We start from the raw sequence: 25,712 nt of genomic DNA, 5'->3' as shown, positions 1-25,712 counted from the left end.
TGAGGTCGCGAGAGCGTCGACGTCCCGAGAGCGCCGACGCTTCGACGATCGACCCTCATACGGCGCGGTCGCCGGTCGGATTCGGCGACTATATCTCCGTCCGGCGGTGACGCTCGGACGTGACCGACGCGCAGGATCGCCGGGTCGTCGGCCTGGTCGCCGGCTCGCACTTCGTCAATCACGCCTACATCGTGATGCTGGCCCCGCTCGTGACCGTGCTCGCGGCGCGGTTCGACGTCAGTATCGCCGCGATCGGACTCGCGATCGGCGTCCAGAACGCCGTCGTGCTCGCCCTCCAACTCCCCTTCGGCTACCTCTCTGACGCCCACAGCCGGACGCTCGTCCTCGGGATCTCGCTCGTCACGGGCACCCTCGGCGCCGTGCTCACGGCGCTTTCGCCCTCCTACTACTGGCTGCTCGGCGCGCAGGTGATCCTCGGCGTCGGCGTCGCAGGCCACCACCCGGCGCACTACCCGCTCCTGGCGGCGGTCTCGACCGCCGAGAATCGGGGGCGGGCCTACAGCGCCCACGCCTTCGGCGGCGCGGTCGGTCTCGCCGCGCCCTACGCGGTCGTCGCCGCGACGACGGCGCTCGGGCTCTCCTGGCGCGTCGCCGTCGGCGTCGTGGCCGCGCTCGGAGCCGCCTACGCGGCGTACTGTCTGTACGGCTTCCGCGCCGTCGACGACGAGATCACGCGGCCGGGGCTCGCAGAGCGCCCCGACCGGCGGCCGACGCTCCGTTCGGTCCCGGGGCGGGTCCGGTCGCTCCTCCGGACGCTCGCGGCCTCGCGCGGCATCCTCGCACTGACGGTACTCGCCTTTCTCACCTCGGCGTCGGCGTGGGCCATTCGGACGTACACGCCGAGTCTCCTCGCGGCGGGGTACGGGCTGCCCGATGGGTCCGCGAGCGCGCTCACCGCCGCGATGCTCGTCGTCGGCTCGGGCCTCATCCTCGTCGGCGGCGCGCTGACCGACCGGATCGGAACCGGGCCGGTCGTCGTCGTCGGCTACGCGCTCTTGACCGTCGTCGCCGCGCTGCTCGCGACGCTCGCGCTCCCGCCGCTCGCCCTCGGGGTCGTGCTCCTCTTCAGCGGCAGCATCAGCCTCTCCCGACCGGCCCGGTCGTCGCTGGCGGACGCGCTCTCGGCGCGGGCCGACCTCGGGAAGAACTTCGCGCTCGTCACGATCGGCATCTCGCTCGGCGGCGCGGTCGCGCCGCCGGTGTTCGGCTATCTGATCGACGCCGTCGGCCTCGCCAGATCGTTCGCCGTCGTCGCCGCGCTTGGCGCGTGCTCGCTCGCGCTCGGCTGGCGTATCGTCCGCGACGCGGAACGGACCGCGACGGGAGCATCGGTCACCGCCGACGACTGACCGTGCTTTCCGCCGATCGACCGACCGGGGTCCGAGCCGACGGTGACTTCTGCGCCCGCCTCGGCGGACCGGCGGACCGGCGAACCGCCGACCGCGATCGAAACGGTGAATCCGCGGCTGTACCGAGAGTCGGATATGAGTTACCTCCCGTGGGCGATCCTCGCGCTCGTCGCCTACTCACTCGTGGCCCCGTTTATGCGGGTCGCGACGACCGGCACGGCGCAGATTCCGAGCAACGTCGCGACGATGATGACGAACACGATCCTGGTCGTCCTGACCGCCGGCATCGTCCTCTACAACGGGGAGGACGCGCTGGGGTACGTGACCCATCCGAAAGTCGGCTACGTCGTCCTCGCGGGCGTCTGCCTGACGGTGGGGATCCTCGCGTACTACCGGGCGCTGTCGCTCGGGCCCGTCAGCGTCGTCTCGCCCATCTTCGGGATGTTCCTCGTCCTCAGCTCGATCCTCGGGATCGCGTTCTTGAACGAGTCCGTGAGCGCGCGGAAACTGCTCGGGATCGGTCTGGGCGTCGTCGCCGTGTACCTCGTCAGCGTCGAGTGATCATTACGAGCCCCCGGAACGAACACGACTTTTGTCTCGGGCCCCAATCGTCGGGTATGGTCCTGGTCGAATCCGACTCCGAACTGACGCGCGGCGACGAGGCACCGGCGTTCGAGCTCCCCGCCGCGGACGGCGAGACGTACGCGCTCGCCGATTTCGCCGACTACGAGGCGCTGCTCGTCGTCTTCACGTGTAACCACTGCCCCTACGCCGAAGCGAAGGTCGACGAACTCAACCACCTGAGCGAGTCCTACGACGACCTCGCGGTCGTCGGGATCAACCCGAACGACGCCGAGGAGTACCCCGACGACTCCTTCGAGCGGATGCGCGAGCGCGTCGAGGCCGGCGAGATCCGCTACACGGCGTATCTCCGCGACGAGTCCCAGGACGTCGCCCGCGAATACGGCGCCGTCTGTACGCCCGATCCGTTCCTCTTCGAACGCGACGGCGACGCCTTCCGGCTGGCCTTCCACTCCCGCATCGACGACGCGATGAACCCCGACGCGGAACCGGAGCGCTACGAGATGCGCGAGGCCGTCGAGGCGCTTCTCGCGGGCGAGGAGATCCCGGTCGAGGAGACGCCGTCGCAGGGCTGTTCGATCAAGTGGATCGAGGACTGAGATGCGTTCCAGCGGACGTCCCATCATCGACCCGGTGTTGCGTCTGTCGCATCCGGGTCCCGTCGGCTCCCCCGCCGAATCCGGAGTCTGCCGTCGGGATTACCCGTCGAACGACCCCTCGCGCCCCCCGTCTACGGCCGTCTGGTCCGCCCGGTCTGAGAGTCCAGGAGACTCTGCGCCGCTTCGGGATGTCAACCCGGAACCCGACCCCTCGACGCGCGTCTCGTCGGTCTCGAAGGCATCCAGTTCCGCACGGAGATCTGTGACGCGGTCCGCGAGTTCATCGATCCGATCGGACATCTCCTCGACCTGTGCGGCCTGCTCCTCGGCGGCGGCGGCGACGTTCTCCGTCTCGCGCGTGGTGTCCTCTGCGATCTCGGCCACCCGGTCCGTCGTCGAGGAGACCTCCTGTGCGGCGTCGGCCTGCTGGTCCGTGGCTCGGCGGATCTCCTGAACTCCGGCGTTAGTGTCCTCGGCCTTGTCAGCGATGTCGTCGAGGGCGCCGAGCGCCTCTGAGACCGTCTCGGTGCCGTCCTCGACGCGTTCTCCGACCTCGCGCATCTCGGCGACCGTCGCCTCGGTCTGGGAGGTGACGTCCCCGATGAGCGATTCGATCTCCTCGGCGGATTCCTTGGTCTCCTCGGCGAGCTGCTTCACTTCGTCGGCCACGACGGCGAAGCCGTCGCCGTCCCCGCCCTCCGTGGCGCGGGCGGCCTCGATGTTCGCATTGAGCGCGAGCACGTTCGTCTCCTCGGCGATGTCGCCGATCATCTCGGCCACCTCGCCGATCTCGGTCACCCGATCGTCCAGGCGCTCGACCTCGTCGACCGCTCGATCGGTCCGTTCCCGGATCGCTTCGAGTTCCGCCACGGCCTCGCTCGCGGCCTCGCGGCCGTCCTCTCCCGCGGTCGCCGTCTCGTCCGCGGTGGCAGCGACGGTCGCGGCGGTCGAGGTGATCTCCTCGACGGTCGCCGAGAGGTCGGACATCTCGTCGGACACGTCGGCGATCCGCTCGCGCTGTTCCTGGGTCGCGTCGGTGATCGTCTGTGCGGCCTCGCTCACGTCGCTGCTGGCGGTCTCGATCTCCTCGACGCTCCGCTCGCTCTCTGCGCTCGTGGCCTCGACGGAGTCGGCGAACGTCTGGATGGAGACGACCGTCTCCTCCCACTCGTCGAGCATCTCGTTGAACGAGCGTGCCACCGCACGCATCGCGTCGCTGTCGACCTCGGGATCGAGTCGGCGTGTCAGATCCCCGTCGGCGCACTCGGACATCACTGCACCGTACTCGTTCGCAGTCGTCTCCAACTGGTCGGTCAGCGCTTCCGCCTCCGCCTGCGCCTGATCGGCCTCCTGGATCCGGTCGACCAACGCGTCCCGCATTCCGGCGATCGAATCGTACAGCCGTCCGATCTCATCCTCGCGGTCGGATCCGACTGAGACGTCATAGTCGCCGGACTCGATGGCGGCCGCGCGGTCGGAGAGCCGTTGGACCGATCTGGCCGTGCTGTGTCCGACCGTCGCACCGAGCGCGACGACGCCGACGAGAGCGATCCCCAAAAGTAGGAGAACGCCGTTCTCGACGGTCCGTGCCACCCCGTAGGCGTTTGCCGCCGGCGAGGCTTTCACGACCGTCCAGTCGGTCCCCTCGACGGGTGCGAACGCCACCACGTAGTCACCGTCTCGCTGTTCGGACACCGCCGGATCCGCGAGGAAGCCGCTTTCACCCTCGCTGCCGGCGGTGACGGCGGCGGAACTCGCGTTCTCGTCGTCGAGATACGGCGTGAGCGTCTCCGCGCCGCCGTCGGCGAAGACGACCGTGCCACCGGAGTCGACGACGCGGGTGAACGTCCCGTTGACGTGACTCTGGAACTGGCTCTCGACGCCGCCGACGTCGTACGTCACGACGACTGCACCGTTGAAAACGCCGGTGACGGGGCTGATGACCGCGGTCCGCGCGGTCCCGTCGGAACCCTCGTACGGATCGGTCACGACGACATCGTCGAAGTCGCCGAACTGGTACCAGCGGAACCACGGCGCGTCGCTCACGTCTGTCCCGGCACGGTCGGCGTCCGTACTCGTGATGACGCGTCGCTCGCGGGTGTCGATGAAGTGGACGTTCCGCGCGTCGGCGGAGAGTTTCGAGTTCCGCTCCGAAAGGAGATACGAGCGGATCTCATCGCGCGTTCCTCCCCGAAAGACGTCGTCGTCGGAGATGAACCGAACGGGGCCACGCCGGTTGTCGATGAACTCCGAGAGGCTCGCGGCCTCCGACTCCGTCTGCTGCGTCAGCGACTCCTTGACGTCTCCCCGGAGCGTCTCGGAGGTCTTCGCCTGGACGCCGTACCCGACGAGACCGATCGCGAGGAGCACGACGCCCGTCGCCAGCGCGAACTTCAGCAGGTACGACTCTCGGACGCGTTCGGGGAGCAGTCGGGTGACGAGCCCCGGATCGCTCCGCCCTGTCATCTCAGATCACCCCCGCGGACTCGAGGTGCTCGCGCGCGACGCTCTGCGCGGAGCGGCCATCGATCGTCACCGCCGCGTTCAGTTCCCGTATATCTCCGGCGCCGTCGACGCTCGGACCGATCCGGTCGAGCGCGTCTCGCGCCTCCGGATGTGCTTCGGCGACCGACGCGGAGAGACACGGACACGGACTATAGATCGGCCAGAAGCTCTCATCGTCCGCTAGCGGTTCCAATCCGTCGACGTCGATCCGCCCGTCGGTGAGGAACCCCATCCCGAGCTGTGCTCGGCCGATGTCGAGAAACTCGTAAGTGAGACCGAGCGAGACCACTTCGACGTTCTCGTCCCACTCCTCGACGGCCGCCGGGTCGAACCCGTAGTGATCGAGGAGTCCGGGCCACCCGTCGGCGCGGTCGTAGAACGACGGTCCGAGCGCGATCGTCTGGTCGGTGTTGCCCGCGTTGACGTGGTCTGCGAGCGCACCCAGGGAGCTGATCCCCGTCTCGTCGATCCACTCCGGCGTCGTGACGACGGTGTAGGTATTGTTGAACGGCGCACGGCTCAGCACGACCAGGTCGTGAGTGGACTCGATGCTCTCTCTGGCCGCTCGGGCCTGTTCTTCTGGATCCTCGATCAGGGACTCCTGCGCCGGGGGATGTGTCAGTCGCAGCGTTCCGGTATACTCCCAGTAGAGGTCCAACCGCCCCTCGACCAGTCCCTCCCACGCCGTCGACGTCGCACCGTATCCGATCTCGTCGACGACCCGCAGGTCGGTCAGTTCCGAGAGCGCCTCGTAGGCCATATACCCGAGAATCCGGTTCTCGGCGAACGTCTTCGATCCGACGACTATCTCGTTCGAGGATCCGCCCGAAGAGCCGCTTTGGCTCCCCGATCCCGAACAGCCGGCGATGGCACCCGCCCCCATCGTACAGCCCGCCCGTAACACATCGCGCCGTTTCAGCATACGCCGGGGGTTCCCAACATTCTCATTTACCTTCTCACGTGTAATATTCAGGGCTATCAATACTGCAGTAATCAGGATAAGGTCCGTAATACTCCAAAAATAGCGGTAGAATTCGTGGAAATCCTATTATCAAATTTGATTCCAATAACATCACGAACAGCATTAGAAGACCCCATACCGACCAATCGCCTCTCGGGCGGAGCCCGGATGTTTATAACCGATCGCAGGACCACCCATCCCGTGTACTGACCGCCGACGTGGGGCGTACCGCGGTCGCGTAGCACAGCGCCCTGCGGCCGTCGCCCGACCGTGCTACCTGTCCGCTATTCGTCACTGCGCTACGATTCGGCGTCGGAGTCGAGCGCGTCCGCCCGTTCGAGCGCCTCGCGGGCGTTCTCGACGGCCGCGTCCTTGGTCGCGGGGTAGGCTTCCACCTTGGCGCGGAGAGTGATGCCGTCGCCGCGGCGGACGTCGCCGCGGAACGCCGCTTGCTTGTCGAGGCGCAGGAACAGTTCCGTGTTGTCGGTGACGCGCTCGTCGAGTTCCGAGAGCAACGTCTCGAACTCGGGGAGTTCGCTCAGGCGGGCGAGGACGTGCCGGACGTCGTCGGCGTTCTCGACGCGCGCGGAGAGGACGACGATCCGGTCGCCGTGGTGGCCGGCGCTCTCGGTTCGGGTCAGCTCGAACTCCTCGGGGAGAAACGTCCGCAGCGCGCTCTCGACCCGCTTTTCGTCTTCGGTCTCGTAGCAGAAGGTCCGCAGATCGACGTAGTGAAACGGAATCCGGGGCATTGGCGACGCTTCGGGTCGAACGGGGAAAAACTCCGCTACTCCTCGTCGTCGTCGGCCTCGTCGGCGGGGTCGAGCTGATCGGCGGAGATGCCGACCTCCTGACCGTCCTCGAAGCTGACGGTGTAGGTGGCGTCACCGAACATCGTCTCGACGACCTGCGTGATCGTGCCGGTCTCGCCGTCGAACTCGCTGTGCTTGTCGTGCAGTACCACGCTGTCGTCCTCTTCGAACTCCATACCGGAGAAGGGAGCCGCGGCGGTGAAAAGTCGACTGGTTCCGACCGGACGCGACGCGTCTGAGGAACGCAGACGCGATTCGCCGCTCGGACGCGGCGACGACGCGGGGGGCGTCGCCCCCAGAGAGCGATGCCGCCGCTCCGACTGAAGGGCGTTCGTCCGGGACCGCACGCCGGGTATGGGTTCGTCCGAGACCGCCACGGTATATATGTCGTCGCTCCCATCGCACGGATATGCGATCCACACGACGGTCCTTCCTCGCTGGACTCGGCGGAACGGCAGCGCTCGGCGCGACGGCCGGTTGTCTCGGCGGCTCGGGATCGGGAAGCGCCAACCTGCCCGACGGCTGCGACGTCGGCACGCTGGAATCGGTCTCGTCGCTCCCCCGTCCGACGCTCGGTCCCGAGGACGCGCCCGTGACCGTCGAGGTGTTCGAGGACTTCGCGTGTCCGCACTGTCAGACGTTCACGACCGAGGTCTACCCGGAGATCAAGTCGAACTACGTCGACGCCGGCGACGTCCGGTATCGGTTCTTCGACTTCCCGATTCCCGTCGACGAGACGTGGTCCTGGGCGGCCGCCTCCGCCGCGCGCGCGGTGCAGGACCGCGCCGACGACGAGACGTTCTTTTCGTTCACCGAAGGCGTCTACGAGAACCAGGGGGACCTGAGCGCGAACGGGTACCAGATCGTCCACGATCTCGCCGACGAACTCGGCGTCGACGGCTGTGCCGTCGCCGCGGCCGCCGACCAGGAGCCCTACCGCGAGGTCGTCGAGGCCGATCGACAGACCGGATCGGAACGAGACATTCCCGGGACGCCGGCGGTCTACGTGAACGGGGAACTGCTCGACAACTACGGGTGGGACGCGGTCCGTTCCGCGATCGACAGTCAGCTGTAGGCTCAGCGTTCGGGCGTCGGGAGCGCCCGCAGCGACCGCGGCGGGACGAGGAAGTTGCCGCGTCGCTTCACGAAGATGTACTCCAGTATCCCGTTGTTCACGCGCTGTCGGATGGCCGGGAGGTCCGCGAGGTCGGTTCCGTTCATCGCCTCTCGAACCTCCTCGAACGTCGTGATCCGTCGCTGGAGGCTCGGAAAGTGGAGACTCGCCTCGTCGTCGTCCGTCGACTCGAAGTGCCGCCGGAGCGTTCGAACCGTGCCGTCCTCCTCGCGGTTCGCCCGTGCGGCCTTCTGTGCGTGGCCGACCCTCCCGAATTGCCGGGCGTTCGATCTGACGTTCTCGATCATCTCCTGTGTGATCCCGCTGTCGTCGCCGAGATCCTCGCCGACGCCGTCGACCAGTCCCTCCTCGGCGTGGACGGGAGAGAACAGCTCCGCGACGCGCTCCTCGAAGGACTGCTCGCCGTACCAGTCCTCGAGCCGCATCCGGAGGTTCGAGACGTGCTTCGTCGTGCCGCCCGCGAACGGGCCCTCCGAGAGCGTGACGTGGTCTTCGGTCGCCTGATTCTCCCGAAACCCGGCGATGAAACCCATGAACAGCGGCGACTCCTCGGGGACCGGGTTCGACGACGGGATCCCCGCGAGCCCGTCCTGCCGCTCGGCGGGCATCCCGGCACCGACGAACCCGCTCCGACGGTCTGCGACCTCGAAGACGTCGGTCAGCGTCGATTCCATCTCCCGCCCGTTCACCGTCGGTTCGTTCCCTCGGAGGGCCTCCTCGGCGGCGAGGACGACGTCCGCGCGGTCCGACGCCAGGTGTAGCAGCGCGTCCTGTCGGTCGAACTCCGGCGTCTCGAACGGCGAGAGCGCCCGCGGTTCGGGGAGGTCGACCGAGTCGGGCAGACCCGCCTCGAAGCGGCCGAAGTACCGCGGCGAGTAGGCGATCGAGTGCAGGAGGCCGTCGCTGCTCCGCTCGTAGGCCCGATCGAGCGTCCGGAGCGCGGACTCGACGTCCCGTCTAGCGGCGGCGTCGGGCGGTCCGTCGCCGGGCAGCGTGAGATACAGGAGCAACTGGTGGCGCGGAAGGAGGGTGTTACCGTGATCGTCGGTTCGAACGTGATCGTTCCAGGCGTGCTGACGCGCCGGGAGCGACGACGGGTCGTCGGGACCGCTCGGCACCGGTTCCGGCTCGGTCTCCTCCAGACACGCCGACAGCGCCGCCGCGCCGCCGACGGCGACGGCACCCTTCAGGACGGCCCGCCGGCTCGTCTCGTCTTCCCCGCCGAACATACCCGACGTACGCGGCGGACGGCTAAGTGAATTCGGATGGGCTCCGGAAACGACGCGGATATTTGTGCGGAGGGCGAATCGCACCCCGTGACACGCCGCGGGACTCGCATTCGGCTCGCCGTCGGGGTCTGGGGGGTCCTCGTCTCGCAGGTCTTTCTGTACCCCGGCGTCGAGGACATCGTCGGCGCCCTCGGCGGCGGCGGGACCATCCGCGCGGGGATGTGGTTCCTCGTCGCCGAGTTCGCCGCCTTCGTCGCCTTCGCCAGCGTGTGGGGCGCCGCCAGCGACGCCGTCGGGCGGCGGATGCCGCTGGCCGCGGCGGGGGCGCTCGGCGGCGCGGCGGGGTATCTCGTCCTCGCGGCGGCGCCGACTATCGGGCTCCCGTTCGCGGGCGTCCTCGTCGTCCGTCTCCTCGGCGGCGCCGCGACGATCGGCGCGTTCTCTCTGGCCATCACGGCGCTCGCGGACCTCGCCGGGGGGAACGGACGGAACATGGGCGCGGCGGGGATCGCGATCGGCCTCGGCGCGGCGCTCGGCTCGGTCGTCGGCGGCCGCCTCGCCGACGCGGATCCCCTGTACCCCCTGTACGCGGCCGCCGCCACGCTCGTCGCGGTCGCGGTCCTGTTCGCGACGGTTTCGGAGGAACTCCCGAGTGGCGAACGCCTCCGTGTCGCCGACGTGCTCGGTCGGCTCAGGCGGCGACCGGTGCTCGCCGTCCCCTACGCGTTCGGGTTCATCGACCGGATGACCGCGGGATTCTTCGCGCTCGTGGGCGTCTACTACTTTCGGGAGTCGTTCGGGCTGGACGCCGCGGGTGCGGGGTTGGCGCTCGCCGCCTTCTTCGTCCCGTTCGCACTGTTGCAGTACCCTGCGGGGGTGCTCTCGGACCGGGTCGGGCGGGCCGTCCCGGTGATCGTCGGCTCGATCTGCTACGGGCTCGGGATCGTCGCCGTCGGCGTCGCGCCGGTCCTGTGGGTCGCGATCGCGGCGATGGTCGCCGTCGGCGCCCTCGGTGCGCTCGTCGCGCCCGCGACGATGGCGCTCGTGACCGACGTCGCCTCCGTCGAGACCCGCGGCGCGGCCCTCGGCGGCTTCAACGTCTTCGGTAGCCTCGGGTTCCTCGCGGGCTTTCTGCTGGGTGGCACGACGACGTCGACGGCGGGCTATCTCGCCGCGTTCCTCGTCGTCGGCCTCTCGGAGGTGGCGATCGCGACCGTCGCCGCGCGAGCGGTCTGGCGGATTTCGGGATCTGACTCCGACTCGGAGTCCGATTACTCGTGGCCGGAGACGCGGACCGGCTCGTAGGGCGCTTCGAGATACTCGATGTCGGACGCCGAGAGGTCGATCGACAGCGCCTCGACCGCGTCTTCGAGGTGTTCGACGCTCGTGGTCCCGACGATCGGGGCGTCGACGCGATCGTCCTCGAACAGCCACGCGAGGCCGATCTGCGCCATCTTCACGCCCTTCTCCTCGGCGAGTTCCTGCACGCGCTCGTTGACCTCGCGGCCGCCGCCCTCCAGATACGGGTGCTGGTGGGCGTGGTCGTCGGTCTCGCCCCGCGTCGTCGACCGCGAGTCCTCGTGCGGCCGGGTGAGCCACCCGCGAGCGAGCGGCGACCACGGGATGACCCCGACCCCCTGCTTCTCACACAGCGGCAGCATCTCGCGCTCTTCCTCCCGGTAGAGGAGGTTGTAGTGGTTCTGCATCGTCGAGAACGGCGTCAATCCCTCCCGCTCGGCGACGTGCTGCGCCTCGGCGAACTGGTGGGCCCACATCGACGACGCTCCCAGATACCGCGCTTTCCCCCGGTCCACGGCGTCGTCGAGGGTCCGCATCGTCCGTTCGATCGGCGTGTCGTAGTCCCAGCGGTGGATCTGCAACAGGTCGAGGGTGTCCATCCCGAGCCGGTCCAGCGAGTTGTCGAGTTCCTGTTCGATCGCCTTCCGCGAGAGGCCGCCCGAGTTGGGGTCGTCGTCGTCCATCTGGAAGTACACCTTCGAGGCGACGACGAACTCGTCGCGGTCATAGTGGGAAAGCGCCTCGCCGAGGACGCGCTCGGACCCGCCGTTTGAGTACATATTGGCGGTGTCGAAGAAGTTCACTCCCAGTTCGATGGCCCGGTCGACGAGTTCTTTTCCTTCCTCGGGATCGAGCACCCACTCGCGCCAGTCGCTGTCGCCGAAGCTCATACAGCCCAGACAGATCTTCGAGACTTTCGTGCCCGTCTCGCCGAGCGTCGTGTACTCCATAGCGAACGCACGCGACGGAGGGGCAAAAAGCCACACGGGCAGCGGCGTCGGGGCGGCCTGTCACTCAGGAGAAATTAAGGCGGATGCCATCGTATCGCCGCGGTGAGAGGTCCCCCTCTCGTGAGATCTATGTCAGGACACGCGCGCAGACGACTCGCAGTCCTCCTTGTCACTTCTCTCGTCGTGTTCGGCGGGATGACAGCGATCGCGGGCGCACAGGAGTCCGGCCCGAGCGGATCGGGTCCCGGGGAGACAGTCGGCGGTACCGTTCGCGTCGACGCCGGCGAGACGTACCAGGGTAACCTGGACGCCGCGGCGGGCAGCGTCGTCGTCGCCGGCACCGTCGAGGGCGACGTCTCCGCGACCGCCGGATCGGTCATCGTCACCGACTCCGGCCGGGTGACCGGCTCCGTCGACGCCGCGGCGGGCAGCGTCGTGATCGAGGGCGCCGTCGAGGGCGCGCTCACCGTCGGCAGCGCGTCGCTCGAACTCCGCGAGGGGTCCCGCGTCGGGAGCCTCGAAGCCGGTGCCGTCGACGTCCGCCTCGACGGCGCGGTCGACGGCGACGCGACCGTCGGCGCCGACACGCTCGTCGTCGGCCCCACGGCGACCGTCGGCGGATCGCTGACGTACGACGCCGAGGAGTTCACCCTCTCGGACGACGCCTCCGTCGCGGGGTCGGTCACCCGCGACGAGTCGCTCTCGGTCGCCGGTCCCGACGTCTTCGGATCCGGCGGCGGACCCGCCCTGCCGTCGATTCCCTCCTGGGTCGGCGTGATCTACGGGGCGCTGGTGAACCTCCTCCTCGGCGCGGTGCTGCTCCTCGCGGCGCCTCGCTTCGCCCGCGACGTCGTCGCGACCGGGACGTCGAGAGCGCTCCGAAGCGGCGGGATCGGCCTCCTCGCCCTCGTCGGTACGCCGATCGCGCTGCTCCTCCTGTTGCTGACGGTCGTCGGCATCCCGCTCTCGATCGCCGGGGTGGTCGTCTTCGCCGTCCTCCTGTGGGTGGCGTCGGTCTACGGGGCGCTCGCGGTCGGGACGTGGGTGCTCTCGCTGGCCGATTCGGAGAACCGGTGGGCCGCCCTCGTCGTCGGCGTCGCCGTCGTCGCGCTCGCCGACTTCGTCCCGTTCGTCGGCGGCCTCGTCTCGTTCCTCGTCCTCCTCGTCGGTCTCGGCGCGTTCGTCTCCGTGCTCCGCGAGCGGACCGCCGGTGGCGACGAGCGCGGCGGCGACGCCGGTGCGACCGCTAGCGGACCGGAGGCGACGGCGTAGGCGGCGTCGTCGGGGCGGCGTCTCGGTGAACCCCTACCGGCGTCTCGTCGAATCCGAACCGGAGCCTCGCCGAACCCGGACCGCCGTGCCGTACCTTCTTGACGCCGCACCGCTTTCCCCCGGTATGTACGTCGCAGACCAGACGTGGCCGGAACTCGGAGACTACGTCGCCGAGGAGTCGGTCGCCGTCGTTCCGCTGGGCTCGACCGAACAGCACGGCCCCCACCTCCCGCTCGCGACGGATCACCTCATCGCCGAGGGACTCGCTCGCGAGGCCGCAGACCGGACGGGGTTTCTCTGCACCCCGACGGTCAACGTCGGCGTCAGCCCCCACCACCGGCAGTTCCACGGGACGATGTGGGTCGACGGACCGCAGTTCCGCGACTACGTCGAGTCGCTGACGCGGAACCTCGCGTACCACGGCATCGACCGCGTCGTCTACGTCAACGCCCACGGCGGCAACGTCCAGCACCTCCGTGAGGTCGGCCGTCGCCTCCGCGACGACGGGACGCTCTACGCGATCGAGTGGATGTGGGACGAGTCGATCCCCGACCTCGTCGAGGAGGCCTTCGAGCAGAACGGCCCGCACGGCGGGCCGAAGGAGACGGCGATGATCCAGCACCTCGCGCCCGAACTGGTCCGCGAGGAGGAGCTCGAATCCGCTCGCGACGGCGGCGTCCGGGACATCGAGGCCGCAGCGCACCTGCGGAAAAACGGCGCGCGGACGTTCTATGACGCCGTCGAGAACTCCGAGAACGGCGTCTTCGGCGACCAGACCGGCGCGACTCCCGAGATCGGCGAACGCCTCTTCGAGGCCGCGGCGGAGCAGTTGGTCGAACTCCTCGAGTGGCTCGACGGCCGGCGACTCGACGACCTCCTGGCCCCGGCGCACGTCGATCCGCAACCCGGGAGTCGGCGGGAGTAGCGCCCGTCGAACGGCGAGAATAACGTGCGTCGAACGGCGGGGGTAGCGCCCGTCGAACGGCGAGAATAACGCGCGTCGAACGGCGGGAGTAGCGCCCGTCGAACGGCGAGAATAACGCGCGTCGAACGGCGGGAGTAGCGCCCGGTCGACCGAGCGATCGATCGGCGGATCGAGACGGCCGCTCAGGACTGCGGAGGCGAGCCGACCCCGTCGCCGTCGCCCTCGGACTCGTCGATTTCGATGTCCGGGAACGACGCGAACGCCTCGCGGAAGTCGTCGTCGCTCAGCTCCGCGAGGGTCTCGTCGAGTTCGGTGCGGATCGACTCCATCCGTTCGGTCAGTTCCCGGTACTCCTCTTCGTTCTCCACGGAGACGTCCGGCGAGGACTCCAGCGCGGCCTTCTTCGAGGCGAGCCTGAAGAACTCCTGGGAGCGCTCGTCGTAGTTCGCCCGTCGAAGCAGCACCTCGACGAGGCCGTGAAGGTCGTCCTTCGTGACGGGTTTGACCAGGTAGTCGTCGAACGGCATCTCGACGATGTCCACGTCGGGCTCGACCGCGGTTATCATCGCGACCTGCGTCTCCAGCCCGCGGGCTCGGATCTCATCGAGCACCTCGTCGCCGGTCAGGTCGGGCATCCGCCGGTCGAGGAGGACGACGTCCGTCTCCTCGTCGACCAGCTCGAGGGCCGTCTCACCGTCGGTGGCTGTCTGCACGTCGTAGATGTCCGAGAGATAAATCGCGTAGAGCTCGGCCAAGTCGGGCTCGTCTTCGACGACGAGGACCCGGGGAGTAGCGCCGTCCATTGCAGTCTATCTCCCACCTCTCCGGCCGTCGTCTAAATTCTTGCCCTCCGAATAACGACCACCGGAGAACGGCGTTTTGACCACTGATGCCGGCGAGAGACCCCGATTGAGGCGATCGAAATCGGCTCACTCGGGGAGGCCCCACTATCAGATGTGAAAATGTGGTTCCGCAGCCCGAGGCACCGCGACGCGTCACAACGGTCCGGCCGACAGAATTAGGTCGCGCTCGTCGAAGACAAACCCGATGACGGTCTGGCTCCTCGGCGATCAGTTACACCCGGACGCGACGCCGCTCCGGTCCGCAGACCACGTGTTGCTCGTCGAAGCGCACGCCTTCGCGGAACGGCGTCGCTATCACCCCCAGAAGCTCACGCTGGTGTTCAGCGCGATGCGACACTTCCGCGACGACCTCCGCGACCGCGGCTACGACGTCACCTACCTCCGCGCCGAGACGTTCGGCGACGCGCTCGAGGAGTACTTCGAGGCCAACCCCGGCGACGACTTGGTCGGGATGCGCTCGCCGAGCCACGGGGCCGACGAGTGGCGGCGCCGGCTCGTCGACGAGCGCGGCGGCGCGCTGACGCTCGTCGAGAACGACCTGTTTCTGACCTCGCGAGCGGACTTCGACGCCTGGGCTGGCGTCGACGCGTCCGACGACGGCGAGTCCGGAACGGCCGTTACGGACGAGGGAACCGCGTTCCGTCAGGAGGACTGGTACCGACACGTCCGGCGGGAGACCGGGATCCTGATGGACGGCGACGACCCCGTCGGCGGCGCGTGGAACTACGACGAGGAGAACCGGGAGACGCCGCCGCCGGAGTGGTCGCCCCCGGACGTCCCGCGGTTCGAACCGGACGGGACGACCCGCGGGGTTCAGGCGTTCGTCGCCGAGCGCTACGACGACCACTGGGGCGACCCGAGCGGCTTTCGCTGGCCGGTGACGCGCGAGGAGGCGCTGACGGCGGTCGATCACTTCGTGTCGGTCCGGCTCTCGGAGTTCGGCGACTACCAGGACGCGATGCGCGACGGCGAGTGGGCGCTGTGTCACTCGCTGCTGTCGGCGGCGCTGAACCTCGGCCTCTTGCGCCCGCGGGAGGTCGTCGATCCGGCGGTCGCGGCGTACGAGTCGGGGGACGCCCCGCTCAACAGCGTCGAGGGGTTCGTCCGCCAGGTGATCGGTTGGCGGGAGTTCGTGCGACACGTCTACCGACGGGCGATGCCGGAGTTGGCGGAGGCGAACCAACTCGGACAGACGGCGTCGCTGCCGCCGCTGTACTGGGACGGCGAGACGGAGATGCGGTGTCTCTCCGAGGCGGTCGGGCACGTCAGAAAGCGGGGATACGCCCACCACATCGAGCGGCTGATGATCCTCGCTAATTTCGCGCTGCTCTACGGCGTCGACCCCGCCGAACTCAACGAGTGGTTCCACCTCGGGTTCGTCGACGCCTACCACTGGGTGACGACGCCGAACGTCGTCGGGATGGGATCGTTCGGGACCGACGTGCTCTCCTCGAAGCCCTACGCCGCCTCCGCGAACTACGTCGACGGGATGAGCGACTACTGCGCCGCCTGTCCGTACGCGAAATCCGAGACGACGGGCGAGAACGCCTGTCCGTTCAACGCGCTCTACTGGGACTTCCTGAAGCGACACGAGGAGACGCTCCGCGGCACCGGTCGGATGGGACTGATGTACTCACACGTCGACCGCAAGGACGACGCGGAGTGGCGAGCCATCCGCCAGCGCGCCGAGGACCTCCGGACTGCTGCCGCCGAGGGCGAACTGTGACGGAATCCTCGGCCCGTTTCGAGCCTGGAAACGAGAGACACGCGTCGCTCGGCGGGTGAGAAATGCAGAATCGTGGTGAGACTCGACGGGATCGCCGACCGCAGTACCGCTCTCGTGGTGCGTCCTTACAGGCGCTGGAGGTTCGTCGCTCGCGGGCCTTTGTCGGCCTGCTCGATGTCGAACTCGACTTCCTGGCCCTCTTCGAGGTCGGGGCCGCCGACGTCCTCCATGTGGAAGAAGACGTCTTCTTCAGAATCGTCGCTTTCGATGAAACCGTAACCGCCCGTGTCGTTAAAGAACGCAACCGTACCTTTCGCCATTGCGGCCGGCAATACGCGAAGGCAATAAATAAGCCTTGTGTCGAGACTCCCCGTCGATCGCGTGTCCGAGGCCAGACCGGCGTGTCCGAGGTCAGATCGCGACTCCGAGATACGCCGCCGCACCGGTCGCGAACACGCCGATCGCGAGGAGTCCGTAGTTGGCGACCGCGCTGTCGGCGGTCCACAACCCGAGCGTGTACGTGCGCCCCGAGAGCGGCCACAGGAAGTTGACGCCGGCGGGGGTGAGCGCGTCGCCGAGGAGGTGCGCCACGACGGTGAGCGCGCCGAGCGCGAACCCGGCCGCCGCGAGCGAGACGCCCCGAGAGACCGCGGCGACGTCGACGGCGACCCCGCCAGCCGCCGTTTGCAGGGCGACGCCGGCCGCCCCGAACGCCGCGCCGACCAGCGCCGCGAAGGCCAGCGAGTGCGTGGGGCCGCGGTGGGGAACGCCCGGAATCCGGTGATCGACGTCCGGGAGCATCGCGAGCCACAGCATCGTCCCCCCGGTGACGAGCGCGAGGTCCGCCCGGTCGAACGCGAGCAGGACGAACGCGATCGGCGCGAAGACGAGCAGCGAGACGCCGTAGTGCCCCTTCCGGTACATATCGGCCGCTGGGTTCGGGCACACAAAAGCGCCCCGACCGACGCGGATCGGATGCCGCGCGACCCGGTTCGATGCGGCGCGTCACGCCGGCGCGGGCGTACCACGCGTCCGAGCGGAAAGACGCAAGTCGGGGGCCGACCTACCGACCGCCGTGATCCACAACCTCGCACGCGACGTGCAGGCGTTCACCGCGAACGTCTTCCTCGTCACCGGTGAGACCACCGCACTCGTCGACGCGGGCGCGAACTTCGACGTCGTCTCTAGGATCGAATCCCACGTCGACGACCTCGACCGCCTCTATCTCACCCACACGCACCCCGATCACGTCGAGAACGTCGCCGCCGTCCGCGACGCGTTCGACGTCGAGACGTGGGGCTTCGACCCCGAGAGCGAGTACGTCGACCACCCGGTCGCCGACGGCGAGACGGTCCAGATCGGCGACGACGGCTACGAGGCCCTGCACACGCCCGGCCACAAGCCCGACCACCTCTGTTTTTACTCCCGATCGGCGGGCGTCTGCTTCGCCGGCGACCTCGTGTTCGCCAACGGCGCGTTCGGCCGCACTGACCTGGAGGGCGGCGATCGCGAGACGCTCGTCGAGAGCATCGAGTACCTCCGGCGGTCCCTGGACGAGGACCTCGACGTGATCCACGTCGGCCACGGCCCGAGCATCACCGAGCGGCCGCTCGACGACGTCGGGATCGCGATCCGGGCGGCGCAGCTCGGCTGACGGCTCGCCGGAGACCGGTCCTCCGGTACTCTCCAAAGGTTTACCTAATATCGAGTAAACCAACATCTATGGGAGTCGATTACGCCGACTTACACGATCCGAACGCGGAATACACGATGCGGGAACTCTCCGCGGAGACGATGGGAGTGCGCGCCAAGCGCGGCGGCGGCCGCGACGTCGAGATCACGGACGTCCAGACCACGATGGTCGACGGGAACTTCCCGTGGACGCTCGTGCGCGTCTACACCGACGCCGGCGTCGTCGGTACCGGCGAGGCCTACTGGGGCGCGGGCGTCCCGGAACTCATCGAGCGGATGACGCCGATGATCGTCGGCGAGAACCCCCTGGACATCGATCGCCTCTACGAGCACCTGATCCAGAAGATGTCCGGCGAGGGATCGATCGAGGGCGTCACCGTCACGGCCATCGCGGGCATCGAGGTCGCGCTGCACGACCTCGCGGGCAAGATCCTCGAACTCCCCGCCTACCAGCTGCTCGGCGGGAAGTACCGCGACGAGATGCGGGTCTACTGCGACTGCCACACCGAGGAAGAGGCCGACCCCGAAGCCTGCGCCGACGAGGCCGAGCGCGTCGTCGAGGACCTCGGCTACGACGCCCTCAAGTTCGACCTCGACGTCCCCTCCGGACTGGAGAAGGATCGCGCGAACCGGCACCTCCGTCCGGGCGAGATCCGCCACAAGGCCGAGATCGTCGAACAGGTCACAGAGCGCGTGAAGGACCGCGCGGACGTCGCCTTCGACTGCCACTGGACGTTCTCGGGCGGGTCGGCGAAACGCCTCGCTGCCGCCATCGAGGACTACGACGTCTGGTGGCTCGAAGACCCCGTGCCGCCGGAGAACCTGAAGGTCCAGGAGGAGGTCACGAAGTCGACGACGACGCCGATCACCGTCGGCGAGAACAGGTACCGGGTCACCGAGGAACGTCGCCTGATCGAGAACCAGGCGGTCGACATCGTCGCGCCCGACCTCCCGAAGGTCGGCGGGATGCGCGAGACGCGGAAGATCGCCGACGTGGCGAACCAGTACTACGTCCCCGTCGCGATGCACAACGTCTCCTCGCCGGTCGCGACGATGGCCTCCGCGCAGGTCGGCGCGGCGATCCCGAACGCCCTGGCCGTCGAGTACCACTCCTACGAACTCGGCTGGTGGGACGACCTCGTCGAGGAGACCGTCATCGAAGACGGCTACATCGAGATCCCCGAGGAACCGGGGCTCGGCCTGACGCTGGATATGGACGCCGTCGAGGAGCATATGGTCGACGGCGAGGAGTTGTTCGATTCGGCGTGAGCCGAATCGGACTCGATGGGCGAGCGGAGCGAGTCCATCGGCGTTCGACGAAGCGTAGCTTCGCCGGGCACGTGAGGCTGCGCCTCACGGCGTTCGACTGAGCGGCGCGAAGTCGGGCTCGCCGGACGTTGTCCGCTCACGGCTCGTCGCCGACGCCGGGGTCGATCCCGAGCGAGCGAAGCGCGTCGGCGGTGTCGTCGTGGGCGAGCCGGATCGTGTAGCCGGCGACCAGTTCCGCCGTCTCCCACTCTCCGTCTCCGCACCGCTCTCCGAGCAGAGCCAGCCCCTCCTCGAGCGTCCCCGCGGTCTCCGCCCTGAGGTCGCGAAACAGCGACGCGCGCCGCGCGGACCCATCGCCCTCCTCCCGCTCGCGCTCGAAGAAATCGATCAACTGCGCGTGCGTTCGGAGCGAGACGAGCGGGCGGCCGACCATCCCGCCGGCGATCCGTTCGACCGTCGCCTCGCGCCCCCGGAGGTACGCGTGCATCGGTCCCGGCCCGCCGTCCTCCGGGGCCCACCCGTCGAGTTCGGCGGCGACCCGCTCGCGGTGTTCCGTCTCCTGCTCGACCACCGACTCGAAGGCGTCGCGGGCGCCGTCGTCGCTCTCGTCGGCCGCCCACTCGGCGAACGTCACACGAGCGGCGTGTTCGCTCTCGGCCGCGGCCGCGAGCAGCGTCTCCGGGCTCGGCGTGCCGTCCGCCGCGGCGGTTCGGAACCGATCCGATCCCAGCAACGCGAGCTCTCCGGCGTAGTCGGATTCGAGGCGCGTTCGGAGCCCGCCCGGCGTCCGTTCGTCCTCCGCGGCGGTCGCGTCGTCGCTGTCCATATCGATACCGCGGGGTCGCGTCACCTAACCGTTGCTCTCGACGCCGGTTCGTTCCCGACATCCGGGCGTCTCGGCCATCTGAGCATCTCGGCCATCCGGAACCGTTCGCGCACGCGTCCCGTGGATATCAGATCTGATAGCAGCTGCGAACAATCTTAAGTCGAGACGTCGGTATCCCACGTATGAACAATCAGGGAGTCGTCGTCGGCGAGCGGGAGCGGGGGGACGTCGACGGCGAGGAGCTGATCGACGCGCTGGACATCGACGACGCGGAGATCGAGTGGCGGAAGTCGTTCGTTCGTCTCGAAGACGCCGACAGAGAACGGATGCGGGAACTGGAGTCCGCCTTCGACGACGTCGCCGACGAGGTCGTCGACGAGTTCTACGAGCACCTGACGAGCGACGCCGACGCGACGGACGTCCTCGGCCGGTCGAGCAAGGGCCTCGAACGGCTAAAGACCGACCAACAGTCGTACCTGCGGTCGCTGACCGACGGGGACTACGGCCGAGACTACTTCGCCCGTCGGGCGCGCGTGGGCAAGGTCCACGAGATGCTGAACATGGGGCCGAAGTTCTATATGGGGGCCTACAGCGTCTACTACGAGGGTCTGATCGACGCGATCGGTGAAGAAGTGAAAGCGGAGTTCGGGAGCGAGAGCGGTTCGGGCGACGGGCCGCGGGACGCGGCCGACCCCTCCGACGGCGGAACCCCCGCCGCCGACGCCGAGCGCACCGCCGCCGGCCACTCGGAACGACGTGGTCTCCTCGCCGGTCTCCTCGGCGGATCGGCGTCCGAGAGCGTTGACGACGAAGCGACGGGCGGGGCCGACGAGCAGACGGAAGTGGGGCAGACGAGAGACGCGGACGTCGAGGCGGCGGTCGACGCCGTCGTCGCGCGGACGACCTCGCTGATGAAAGTGCTCGCGCTCGATCAGCAGATCGCGATGGACACGTACATCCACGCCTACAGCGAGGAGGCGCGCCGCGCGGCGGAGCACCGTGAGCGGTTGGCCCGAGACGTCGAACGGGACCTCCGGGAGCCGATCGACGACGTCTCTTCGTCCTCGTCGGTCGTCGCGGAACGCTCGGCGGCGATTCGCGACATCGCGAACGAACAGGCCGGCGACATGGAAGACGTCGCGGCTGAGATCTCACAGATGAGCGCGACGGTCGAGGAGATCGCCGCGACCGCCGACGAGGTGGAGGGGACGAGCGACGAGGCGGCCTCCCGGGCACGCTCGGGCGAGGAGGCGGCCGACGAGGCCATCGACGTGATGGAGGAGGTCGCCGACGCTGCGACGGAGGCGTCGGCCGATCTCGAACGCCTGCAGTCGCAGATCGACGAGATCGACGCGGTTATCGAGGCGATCGACGACATCGCCGAGCAGACGAACCTGCTGGCGCTGAACGCGTCGATCGAGGCGGCCCGGGCGGGCGAGGCGGGTGACGGGTTCGCCGTCGTCGCCGACGAGGTGAAGCAGCTGGCCGAGGAGTCCCGCGAGCGCGCGAGCGACGTCGAAGAGACGGTCGACCGCGTGAAGGCCGACGCCGCCGACACGATCGAGAGCCTCTCGGAGACGACCGACAAACTCCACGAGGGAATCGACCGCGGCGAGGACGCGATGGACAGCCTCGACGAGATCGTCGACGCGGTCGAGCGGACGACGGAGGGGATCACCGAGGTGGCGGTCGCGACCGACGAGCAGGCCGTCAGCGCAGAGGAGGTGACCGCGATGGTCGAGAAGACGCGCGATCGGGCCGACGAGGTCGCAGAGCGCGTCGATGACGTCGCCGAAGCGAGCAGGGAACAGACCCAACAGATGGAGCGGATTCGACGCGCGGCGGATCGACTAGCCGACCTGGACTCGGACGGATCCCCGTCCGACGGCGACGGGACCGGGTCGGCTCGGCCGGCGGCCGCGGAGTCGGCTCCCGAGGCGACGCCGTCGGTCGACGCCGACGATTCACGCGAACGGGACGCCCCCACGGTCTCGGCGGATGCATCGGCGGACGCGGCGGCCGAGGACGGGTTCGCGTTCGTCGGAACCGACGGCGGTGTCGTCGAAGACGGGACCGACAGCCCCGACGACGCGAGTCGATAGGGCCGCCGATTCGAGTGGATAAAACCGGCGACGCGGGTCGATAAGGCCAGCGACGCGAGTCAGTGAGGCCCGACGACCGAACCGGTGAGACGTCCCTCCGCGCTCCCGCGATCGGCTGACCGCGGTCGCCTCTGTCGGACGGCACGCCGTCGATCGGCTTCGCTTCCGTCAGCATCGCGTCTTGACGATCGTCGTGAACAATCACGGCGGTCCGTATCCCCATCTCATAATGATTACTCTCACTTTTCACCGCCGAGCGCCGTCAGTGGGGGGAGCGCTCGGCGGTACGAGACGAGAGTAACCAGTATCAGTCGTCGTCGGCCGCGGCGGCCGCGCTCGCGGCGTCGTCTTCGATGCTCGGCGGATACACGCCCCGGTCGAGTTTCAGGTCGCTCTGCGGCCGAGCCATACAGGTGAGCGCGTAGTTCTCGCGCTCCTCGTCGGTGAGCCCTCTCGCCGCGGGCTGGGCGACCTCGCCCTCGACGATCTCGGCGGAACAGGCCAGACACATCCCGACGCGGCAGGAGTACTCCTGGGCGATTCCCGCCTCGATGCAGGCCTTCAGGATCGTCTGCTTGTCCGAGATCTCGATCGTCTCGCCCGTGCCGACGAACTCGACGGTGTAGTCAGTCATACCTCGCCGTTCGACGGACCGATTCAAAACTCTTCGCGAAGCGGTCGGGGTGTGGCCGTCCCGGACGACGGGGCGGGTCCCCGATGATCGTCCCGAACCCGTTCACTCTTCTGTCTCCTCCTCGTTCGCTCGAACCGTCATCACCGGCGCGTCGGCCGTTCTGACGACCTTCTCTGCGACGCTGCCGAGGAGGAACCGACCGACGCCGGTCCGACCGTGCGTTCCCATCACCACCAGGTCGATCCCCTCCTCGGAGACGTATTCGACGATCGAGCGATGGGCGATCCCGGTTCGGACGGACGTCTCGACCGCGACTCCGGCCTCGTCGGCCTCGCTCGCGACGCGGTCGACCGCCTGGTTGCCCTCCTCCTGGAGCGCCTCGATGACGATGTCGGAGCCGACTTCCATCGCCGAGTACGCGCCGGTGTCGACCACGTACAGCGCGTGCAGCGTCGCGTCGTACTGTTTCGCGAGTTCGATGGCGTGATCGACCGCCCCCTCGCTGGCGGCGCTACCGTCGGTCGGAACGAGGATGTTGTCGTACATCGTCTCGGAGTTGAGTACGACGCCGAGGGTTTAGAAACTACCCGTGGTTGTCACGTCGGAGGAGGTTCGCGATTTCGATGGCGTGCTCGCCCGTGAACCACCTCCTCGGCGGTTCAATTCGCTCCTCGGCGGTTCAATTCGCTATCGTCGGCGTCACTCGCCGCCGTCGACGGTGGGTTCGTACGTGCCGGGGGCGTCCGCGGCGGTTAGGTCGTCGGGATCGTCGCCGCGGAACCGGAGGATCTCGGCCTCGCAGGTCTGCAAGGCGTCGACGCGCTCGACACCCTCTCCGAGTGAGACGGCCTCGACGACGGTCCAGGACCCGGCGTCGGCGTCGAACCCGAGCCCCTTCACCCAGGACGCCGTCGCGATCAGCACCCCCGTCACTCGGCCCTCGTCTTCGACCGGAACGGCCATCTCCAGCGCCTCGGCGCCGTTGAGTTCCAGTAGCTCCTGCGGTTCCAGCGGCCGCGACGGGAGCGACTCGACCACGCTCATAGGCGGACTGGGGCGGGACGTCGCTTGTGCGTTGCGGATCGGAGATCGCGGCCGAGCGCGACGCGCTCCCCGCGGGCACCGCCGTTCTCCGACACCGGTCACACGACCCGACGGCGATCACAACACCTGACGGCGATCACAACGCCCGACGGCGATCGTACCGCTCCGACGCCGATCACAAAACTTCTACTCCCCCGGCGGCGACGGCACCGTATGGCCGGCGAGGACGAGGCCGCGTCCGACGGGTCCGAGCGACGGCGCGTGTCGTCCCTCGAATCGTCGTTTCGACCCGATTCCGTCGTTCTCGCCGTCGTCGCGATCGCGGTCGCGGGCCTCGGACTCCGACTGGTCGGCCTCGGTGCGCGGCCGTTCCACTGGGACGAGGCCCGCGTCGGCTACTGGGCGCTCAGGTTCCTCGACACGGGTGCGTACCAGTACCGCCCGGTCGCCGGCGGCCCGCTGCTCTACCTGCTCGATCGCGCCCTGTTCGCCGCTCTCGGCGTCTCAGAACGGATCGCACGGCTCCCCGTCGCCGTTCTCGGGGGCGCACTGCCGCTCGTCGCGCTGCTCTTCCGGGAGTACCTCGACGACGCGGAGACGGTGCTCTTCGCGGCTGTCCTCGCCGTTCAACCGCTCCTTCTGTACTACTCGCGCTTCCTCCGCGGCGACGTGCCGCTCGCGCTGTTCGCCCTGGCGTCCGTCGGGTTCGCGCTCAGGGCGTGGAACCGCCGGAGCCGACGCGACGCCTACGCCGCGGCCGTCGCGCTGCCGCTCGCGGCGTCGGCCTCCGGGTTCGTCGCCGGCTATCTCGTCTGCTGGGCCGTGGCGTGGGTGCTCGTCGTCGACCAGCGGAGCGTCGCGAGCGATCGGGGAACGAGCGTTCGGGCGATCCCGATCGCGGTCCGCGAGCGACTCGCGGGGACGGCGACGCCCGCGGCCCGCGCCGGTCTCCTCGCGGTCGGCGTCACGGCGTTCCTGTTCGCCCCGCGGTCGGGACCCGGAGTCGACGTCGGGCTGTACGATCCGACGACGCTCCACCTGGCCTTCTACGAGGGGACCGTCGGCGCGTTTCGTCGGCTGGTCGGCGTCCGCATCGTCCACCGCTTCCCCGACGGCACGCACGCGTTCCTCCCGTACGTCGGCGACGCGGCCGGCCTCCTCGTTTCGGCCGCGCTCCCGGTGTTCCTCCCGGGCGTCGCGACCACGCTCTGGACGCGCTACGCGCCGTCGCGCCGGCCGCTCGTCGAGGGCGTCGGCTACTGGGGACTCGCCGCAGTCGTCGTGTTTCCGACGCTCTCGGAGGTGTCCGCGCCGTGGACGCTCGTCCACGTCGTCGTTCCGCTCTCGCTGCCCGCGGCGGTCGGCCTCGCGGCGATCCTCCGCCGCGGCGTCGCCGCCGCCTCGCGGGCCGACGTCGACGCCGCGGCACGGACCGAGGTCGACGCCGGAACCGTCGTCGCGGTCGTTCTCGTCCTCGTCGCCGTCGGCGCGCAGACGGGAGCGGTCGTCGCCGCCGACGTCTACGGGCCCTCGGACCGGAGCAACGAACTGGCCCAGTTCGCGCAGCCGAGCGACGACCTCGAAGGCCTCGAATCGGCCGCCCGCGACGTCGCAGACGGCGACCCCGCGACCGTCGAGGTTCGCTACGTCGGGCCGTCGTTCCACGTGCCGGCGGATCGGACCACCCGCTACCCGCCGGTCGACGACACCTGGGGGAACCGCCTCCCCCTTCCCTGGTACTTCGAGTCGGCCGGCGCGGACACGGGAAGCGTAGCGAACGTCTCGTCGTTCGATTCGGCCGAGAGGAACGGGTCGGCCCCGCCGATCGTCGTCGCCGATCCGTCCGACCGCGACGCGCTCGCGGAGCGTCTCGGCCCGGAGTACGAACCGGAGAGCTACCGGCTCGGTCTGTGGAAC

At 68.8% G+C, this 25,712-nt stretch carries 24 protein-coding genes and 1 pseudogene; 12 read left to right on the top strand and 13 right to left on the bottom strand.

Annotated elements, in window-relative coordinates:
* Positions 1-119 precede the first annotated feature (119 nt).
* From DV707_RS09750 to DV707_RS09740, 3 genes are all read left to right on the top strand, one after another.
* Positions 120-1,370 (top strand): MFS transporter, encoded by a 1,251-nt coding sequence (locus DV707_RS09750; RefSeq protein ID WP_103991884.1) that lies wholly within the window; start codon positions 120-122, stop codon positions 1,368-1,370.
* A gap of 135 nt (positions 1,371-1,505) precedes the next feature.
* Entirely contained in the window at positions 1,506-1,931 is a 426-nt protein-coding gene (locus DV707_RS09745; protein WP_103992001.1) for an EamA family transporter, read from the top strand.
* A gap of 56 nt (positions 1,932-1,987) precedes the next feature.
* The gene (locus tag DV707_RS09740) at positions 1,988-2,551 is read left to right on the top strand and encodes a thioredoxin family protein (RefSeq protein WP_103991885.1); all 564 of its coding nucleotides are present in this window, start codon (positions 1,988-1,990) and stop codon (positions 2,549-2,551) included.
* Positions 2,552-2,650: 99 nt separating this feature from the next.
* On the opposite strand, the gene DV707_RS09735 is transcribed toward DV707_RS09740, so the two are convergent.
* From DV707_RS09735 to DV707_RS09720, 4 genes are all read right to left on the bottom strand, one after another.
* The gene (locus DV707_RS09735; RefSeq protein WP_103991886.1) at positions 2,651-5,017 is read right to left on the bottom strand and encodes a methyl-accepting chemotaxis protein; all 2,367 of its coding nucleotides are present in this window, start codon (positions 5,015-5,017) and stop codon (positions 2,651-2,653) included.
* A gap of 1 nt (position 5,018) precedes the next feature.
* The gene (locus DV707_RS09730; protein ID WP_103991887.1) at positions 5,019-5,978 is read right to left on the bottom strand and encodes a glycine betaine ABC transporter substrate-binding protein; all 960 of its coding nucleotides are present in this window, start codon (positions 5,976-5,978) and stop codon (positions 5,019-5,021) included.
* Positions 5,979-6,316: 338 nt separating this feature from the next.
* A complete protein-coding gene (locus DV707_RS09725) occupies positions 6,317-6,769 on the bottom strand; it encodes an RNA-binding protein (protein ID WP_103991888.1) in 453 nt (150 codons plus the stop codon).
* A 35-nt stretch (positions 6,770-6,804) separates the two neighbouring features.
* Entirely contained in the window at positions 6,805-7,005 is a 201-nt protein-coding gene (locus DV707_RS09720) for a DUF1918 domain-containing protein (RefSeq protein WP_103991889.1), read from the bottom strand.
* A gap of 233 nt (positions 7,006-7,238) precedes the next feature.
* Here DV707_RS09720 and DV707_RS09715 point away from each other — a divergent pair, with 233 nt between their 5' ends.
* Complete coding sequence (locus DV707_RS09715; protein ID WP_103991890.1) at positions 7,239-7,904, top strand: thioredoxin domain-containing protein; 666 nt, start codon at positions 7,239-7,241, stop codon at positions 7,902-7,904.
* Positions 7,905-7,906: 2 nt separating this feature from the next.
* Here the strand turns inward: DV707_RS09715 and DV707_RS09710 are convergent, their stop codons facing one another.
* Complete coding sequence (locus DV707_RS09710; protein ID WP_103991891.1) at positions 7,907-9,193, bottom strand: DUF7405 family protein; 1,287 nt, start codon at positions 9,191-9,193, stop codon at positions 7,907-7,909.
* A gap of 36 nt (positions 9,194-9,229) precedes the next feature.
* Here DV707_RS09710 and DV707_RS09705 point away from each other — a divergent pair, with 36 nt between their 5' ends.
* Entirely contained in the window at positions 9,230-10,498 is a 1,269-nt protein-coding gene (locus tag DV707_RS09705; protein WP_103991892.1) for an MFS transporter, read from the top strand.
* On the opposite strand, the gene DV707_RS09700 is transcribed toward DV707_RS09705, so the two are convergent.
* The gene (locus DV707_RS09700; protein WP_103991893.1) at positions 10,465-11,442 is read right to left on the bottom strand and encodes an aldo/keto reductase; all 978 of its coding nucleotides are present in this window, start codon (positions 11,440-11,442) and stop codon (positions 10,465-10,467) included. The genes DV707_RS09705 and DV707_RS09700 overlap by 34 nt on opposite strands.
* A 129-nt stretch (positions 11,443-11,571) precedes the next feature.
* Between DV707_RS09700 and DV707_RS09695 the strand changes: the two genes are divergently transcribed.
* Together DV707_RS09695 and DV707_RS09690 are read left to right on the top strand one after the other, a co-directional pair.
* Positions 11,572-12,714, top strand: coding sequence for a bactofilin family protein (locus DV707_RS09695; RefSeq protein WP_103991894.1), 1,143 nt, complete (start codon positions 11,572-11,574; stop codon positions 12,712-12,714).
* Positions 12,715-12,838: 124 nt separating this feature from the next.
* Entirely contained in the window at positions 12,839-13,639 is an 801-nt protein-coding gene (locus tag DV707_RS09690) for a creatininase family protein (RefSeq protein WP_103991895.1), read from the top strand.
* A gap of 182 nt (positions 13,640-13,821) precedes the next feature.
* On the opposite strand, the gene DV707_RS09685 is transcribed toward DV707_RS09690, so the two are convergent.
* Positions 13,822-14,442: a response regulator gene (locus DV707_RS09685; protein ID WP_103991896.1), complete on the bottom strand. Its 621-nt coding sequence runs from the start codon at positions 14,440-14,442 to the stop codon at positions 13,822-13,824.
* Positions 14,443-14,686: 244 nt separating this feature from the next.
* On the opposite strand from DV707_RS09685, the gene DV707_RS09680 reads away from it, so the two are divergent.
* Positions 14,687-16,228 carry a cryptochrome/photolyase family protein gene (locus DV707_RS09680; protein WP_103991897.1) on the top strand — a complete coding sequence of 514 codons (1,542 nt, stop codon included), beginning with the start codon at positions 14,687-14,689 and terminating at the stop codon, positions 16,226-16,228.
* A 125-nt stretch (positions 16,229-16,353) separates the two neighbouring features.
* On the opposite strand, the gene DV707_RS09675 is transcribed toward DV707_RS09680, so the two are convergent.
* Together DV707_RS09675 and DV707_RS09670 are read right to left on the bottom strand one after the other, a co-directional pair.
* Positions 16,354-16,548 carry a cold-shock protein gene (locus tag DV707_RS09675; protein ID WP_103991898.1) on the bottom strand — a complete coding sequence of 65 codons (195 nt, stop codon included), beginning with the start codon at positions 16,546-16,548 and terminating at the stop codon, positions 16,354-16,356.
* Positions 16,549-16,639: 91 nt separating this feature from the next.
* The gene (locus tag DV707_RS09670; RefSeq protein ID WP_103991899.1) at positions 16,640-17,152 is read right to left on the bottom strand and encodes a metal-dependent hydrolase; all 513 of its coding nucleotides are present in this window, start codon (positions 17,150-17,152) and stop codon (positions 16,640-16,642) included.
* A gap of 151 nt (positions 17,153-17,303) precedes the next feature.
* On the opposite strand from DV707_RS09670, the gene DV707_RS09665 reads away from it, so the two are divergent.
* Complete coding sequence (locus tag DV707_RS09665; RefSeq protein WP_103991900.1) at positions 17,304-17,882, top strand: MBL fold metallo-hydrolase; 579 nt, start codon at positions 17,304-17,306, stop codon at positions 17,880-17,882.
* A gap of 68 nt (positions 17,883-17,950) precedes the next feature.
* On the top strand, positions 17,951-19,189 hold the full coding sequence (locus DV707_RS09660) for a mandelate racemase/muconate lactonizing enzyme family protein (protein WP_103991901.1): 1,239 nt from the start codon (positions 17,951-17,953) through the stop codon (positions 19,187-19,189).
* 136 nt (positions 19,190-19,325) lie between these two features.
* On the opposite strand, the gene DV707_RS09655 is transcribed toward DV707_RS09660, so the two are convergent.
* The gene (locus DV707_RS09655; protein WP_235010782.1) at positions 19,326-20,015 is read right to left on the bottom strand and encodes a rubrerythrin family protein; all 690 of its coding nucleotides are present in this window, start codon (positions 20,013-20,015) and stop codon (positions 19,326-19,328) included.
* Positions 20,016-20,197: 182 nt separating this feature from the next.
* On the opposite strand from DV707_RS09655, the gene DV707_RS09650 reads away from it, so the two are divergent.
* Positions 20,198-22,117, top strand: coding sequence for a globin-coupled sensor protein (locus tag DV707_RS09650; protein WP_103991902.1), 1,920 nt, complete (start codon positions 20,198-20,200; stop codon positions 22,115-22,117).
* Positions 22,118-22,424: 307 nt separating this feature from the next.
* On the opposite strand, the gene DV707_RS09645 is transcribed toward DV707_RS09650, so the two are convergent.
* From DV707_RS09645 to DV707_RS09635, 3 genes are all read right to left on the bottom strand, one after another.
* Positions 22,425-22,751 (bottom strand): 2Fe-2S iron-sulfur cluster-binding protein, encoded by a 327-nt coding sequence (locus DV707_RS09645; RefSeq protein ID WP_103991903.1) that lies wholly within the window; start codon positions 22,749-22,751, stop codon positions 22,425-22,427.
* A 102-nt stretch (positions 22,752-22,853) separates the two neighbouring features.
* On the bottom strand, positions 22,854-23,297 hold the full coding sequence (locus DV707_RS09640) for a universal stress protein (protein WP_103991904.1): 444 nt from the start codon (positions 23,295-23,297) through the stop codon (positions 22,854-22,856).
* 153 nt (positions 23,298-23,450) lie between these two features.
* Positions 23,451-23,795: a hypothetical protein gene (locus tag DV707_RS09635; RefSeq protein ID WP_103991905.1), complete on the bottom strand. Its 345-nt coding sequence runs from the start codon at positions 23,793-23,795 to the stop codon at positions 23,451-23,453.
* 213 nt (positions 23,796-24,008) lie between these two features.
* Here DV707_RS09635 and DV707_RS09630 point away from each other — a divergent pair.
* Positions 24,009-25,493, top strand: a pseudogene (locus tag DV707_RS09630) (flippase activity-associated protein Agl23); the annotation flags it as partial.
* Positions 25,494-25,712 lie beyond the last annotated feature (219 nt).

Origin of the sequence: Halobellus limi (genome assembly GCF_004799685.1) — an archaeon.
Classification (GTDB): domain Archaea; phylum Halobacteriota; class Halobacteria; order Halobacteriales; family Haloferacaceae; genus Haloquadratum; species Haloquadratum limi.
This window is presented reverse-complemented; position numbering and strand designations above follow the sequence as displayed.

Excerpts from the sequence above, each read along its gene's own strand:
- DV707_RS09675 (WP_103991898.1), bottom strand. The coding sequence starts at position 16,548 with ATGGCGAAAGGTACGGTTGCGTTCTTTAACGACACGGGCGGTTACGGT.
- DV707_RS09725 (WP_103991888.1), bottom strand. The coding sequence starts at position 6,769 with ATGCCCCGGATTCCGTTTCACTACGTCGATCTGCGGACCTTCTGCTAC.
- DV707_RS09720 (WP_103991889.1), bottom strand. The coding sequence starts at position 7,005 with ATGGAGTTCGAAGAGGACGACAGCGTGGTACTGCACGACAAGCACAGC.
- DV707_RS09705 (WP_103991892.1), top strand. The coding sequence starts at position 9,230 with ATGGGCTCCGGAAACGACGCGGATATTTGTGCGGAGGGCGAATCGCAC.
- DV707_RS09660 (WP_103991901.1), top strand. The coding sequence starts at position 17,951 with ATGGGAGTCGATTACGCCGACTTACACGATCCGAACGCGGAATACACG.
- DV707_RS09695 (WP_103991894.1), top strand. The coding sequence starts at position 11,572 with ATGTCAGGACACGCGCGCAGACGACTCGCAGTCCTCCTTGTCACTTCT.
- DV707_RS09650 (WP_103991902.1), top strand. The coding sequence starts at position 20,198 with ATGAACAATCAGGGAGTCGTCGTCGGCGAGCGGGAGCGGGGGGACGTC.
- DV707_RS09635 (WP_103991905.1), bottom strand. The coding sequence starts at position 23,795 with ATGAGCGTGGTCGAGTCGCTCCCGTCGCGGCCGCTGGAACCGCAGGAG.
- DV707_RS09690 (WP_103991895.1), top strand. The coding sequence starts at position 12,839 with ATGTACGTCGCAGACCAGACGTGGCCGGAACTCGGAGACTACGTCGCC.
- DV707_RS09685 (WP_103991896.1), bottom strand. The coding sequence starts at position 14,442 with ATGGACGGCGCTACTCCCCGGGTCCTCGTCGTCGAAGACGAGCCCGAC.
- DV707_RS09640 (WP_103991904.1), bottom strand. The coding sequence starts at position 23,297 with ATGTACGACAACATCCTCGTTCCGACCGACGGTAGCGCCGCCAGCGAG.
- DV707_RS09745 (WP_103992001.1), top strand. The coding sequence starts at position 1,506 with ATGAGTTACCTCCCGTGGGCGATCCTCGCGCTCGTCGCCTACTCACTC.
- DV707_RS09710 (WP_103991891.1), bottom strand. The coding sequence starts at position 9,193 with ATGTTCGGCGGGGAAGACGAGACGAGCCGGCGGGCCGTCCTGAAGGGT.
- DV707_RS09645 (WP_103991903.1), bottom strand. The coding sequence starts at position 22,751 with ATGACTGACTACACCGTCGAGTTCGTCGGCACGGGCGAGACGATCGAG.
- DV707_RS09740 (WP_103991885.1), top strand. The coding sequence starts at position 1,988 with ATGGTCCTGGTCGAATCCGACTCCGAACTGACGCGCGGCGACGAGGCA.
- DV707_RS09730 (WP_103991887.1), bottom strand. The coding sequence starts at position 5,978 with ATGCTGAAACGGCGCGATGTGTTACGGGCGGGCTGTACGATGGGGGCG.
- DV707_RS09700 (WP_103991893.1), bottom strand. The coding sequence starts at position 11,442 with ATGGAGTACACGACGCTCGGCGAGACGGGCACGAAAGTCTCGAAGATC.
- DV707_RS09655 (WP_235010782.1), bottom strand. The coding sequence starts at position 20,015 with ATGGACAGCGACGACGCGACCGCCGCGGAGGACGAACGGACGCCGGGC.
- DV707_RS09735 (WP_103991886.1), bottom strand. The coding sequence starts at position 5,017 with ATGACAGGGCGGAGCGATCCGGGGCTCGTCACCCGACTGCTCCCCGAA.
- DV707_RS09680 (WP_103991897.1), top strand. The coding sequence starts at position 14,687 with ATGACGGTCTGGCTCCTCGGCGATCAGTTACACCCGGACGCGACGCCG.
- DV707_RS09715 (WP_103991890.1), top strand. The coding sequence starts at position 7,239 with ATGCGATCCACACGACGGTCCTTCCTCGCTGGACTCGGCGGAACGGCA.
- DV707_RS09670 (WP_103991899.1), bottom strand. The coding sequence starts at position 17,152 with ATGTACCGGAAGGGGCACTACGGCGTCTCGCTGCTCGTCTTCGCGCCG.